The organism is Methylobacterium sp. GC_Met_3, assembly GCF_026540775.1.
Taxonomy (GTDB): domain Bacteria; phylum Pseudomonadota; class Alphaproteobacteria; order Rhizobiales; family Beijerinckiaceae; genus Methylobacterium.
Genome location: NZ_JALNUL010000141.1, coordinates 1 through 1,804, shown reverse-complemented (window position 1 = coordinate 1,804; position 1,804 = coordinate 1). Strand labels below are relative to the sequence as shown.

Below are 1,804 nucleotides of genomic sequence, written 5' to 3'. Positions count from 1 at the left end.
CGCCCTCCTGAGCGCGTTGAAGGCGGCACGCGCGCATCTGCCCGTCGTGGCAATCGGCGCGAGCGGCAGCGATGTCGGCTTCGGGGTCCGCGTCATGAAGGCGGGAGCGGTCGACTACCTTGAAGCTCCCTGGACGCCGGAGGCTTTGCTGTTCGCGGTGAGAACGGCGCTCGCGGAGTTCCACGCCGAGGCCGATCGAGCGCGCGGGGGCGATGAAGCCCGGAGCCGGATTGCAGGGCTTTCCACGCGCGAGCGCGAGGTGCTGGAGGGGCTGCCCGCTGGCGGCACCAACAAGATTATCGCCCGGACGCTGGGCCTGAGCCCGCGTACGGTGGAGATCCATCGCGCCCGGGTCATGGAAACGCTCGGTACCCGCACGCTGCCCGAGGCGGTGCTCATCGCGACGGCCGCCGGCGTGCGGCCTGCTGATCGCGACGGCCACTAGCGCGAAGCCCGGCGCTGACGTCGGAATTTGCCGCTCGACCGGCCGGGCATCCTCGATCCGACCCGCTTCGCCCGTTCGTGCTCGGGTCCCCCATTGAGGGAGGCACAGATCGCCCCCGGAGAACACCGTAGGCATCGACCGGATAGTGTGACGGCCGTCAGCATGTACTCCTTTCGCCTGGCAAACAGTCCCAGGTCAGGAGAGCGCGATGCGAGCTGTCGTCTATAATGGCCCACGCGATGTCGCCGTGCAGGACGTGCCCGACGCGCGGATCGAGCGGCCGACCGACGTGCTGGTGCGGATCACGAGCACCAACATCTGCGGCTCCGACCTGCACATGTACGAGGGCCGGACCGATTTCCCGCGCGGGGGCGTATTCGGGCACGAGAACCTCGGCCAGGTGGCCGAAGTCGGCAAAGCCGTCGATCGGGTGAAGGTCGGGGACTGGGTCGCCATCCCCTTCAACATCGGCTGCGGCTTCTGCAAGAACTGCGAGCGCGGCTTGAGCGCGTTCTGCCTGACGACGGCCGATCGCAGTGTCGTGCCGAACATGGCCGGCGCCGCGTACGGCTTCGCCGATATGGGGCCGTATCGGGGCGGCCAGGCCGACCTGCTGCGCGTTCCCTACGGCGATTACAATTGCCTGAAGCTGCCGCCGGATGCCGAGGAGCGGCAGAACGAGTACGTGATGCTGGCCGACATCTTCCCGACCGGCTGGCACGCCACCGAACTCGCAGGCCTGCGTCCCGGCGAGTCGATCGTCATCTACGGGGCCGGCCCGGTCGGCCTGATGGCGGCCCATGCGGCGATGATCAAGGGCGCCTGCATGGTGATGGTCGTCGATCGCCATCCCGACCGGCTGAGCCTTGCGGGTTCGATCGGCGCCCTGCCCATCGACGACTCGAAGGGCTCCCCGGTGGACCAGGTGCTGGAATTGACCAACGGCATCGGGGCCGACCGTGGCTGCGAGTGCGTCGGCTACCAGGCGCATGATCCGCAGGGGCACGAGCACCCCAACATGACCATGAACGACTTGGTCAAATCGGTGAAATTCACCGGCGGCATCGGCGTGGTCGGCGTCTTCACCCCACAGGATCCGGCCCCGCAGGACCCACTCTACAAGCAGGGCGAGATCGTGTTCGACCACGGCCTCTTCTGGTTCAAGGGTCAGACGATCGGCGTCGGCCAGTGCAACGTGAAGGCCTATAACCGGCAGCTGCGCGACCTGATCTCGACCGGCCGCGCGAAGCCGTCCTTCATCGTCTCGCACGAGCTTCCGCTGGGAGACGCACCGAACGCCTACCGGCACTTCGACGCGCGCGACGAGGGCTGGACCAAGGTGATCCTCAAGCCCGCCGC

General features: G+C 67.7%; 2 protein-coding genes. Both read left to right on the top strand.

Features of this window, described 5'->3' with window-relative positions:
- On the top strand, positions 1–445 hold a 445-nt coding region (locus tag OXS27_RS32145), incomplete at its 5' end, for a LuxR C-terminal-related transcriptional regulator (protein ID WP_267361715.1).
- 208 nt (positions 446–653) lie between these two features.
- Positions 654–1,804: glutathione-independent formaldehyde dehydrogenase (locus OXS27_RS32140; RefSeq protein ID WP_267361714.1), on the top strand; the 1,151-nt coding region annotated here is incomplete at its 3' end.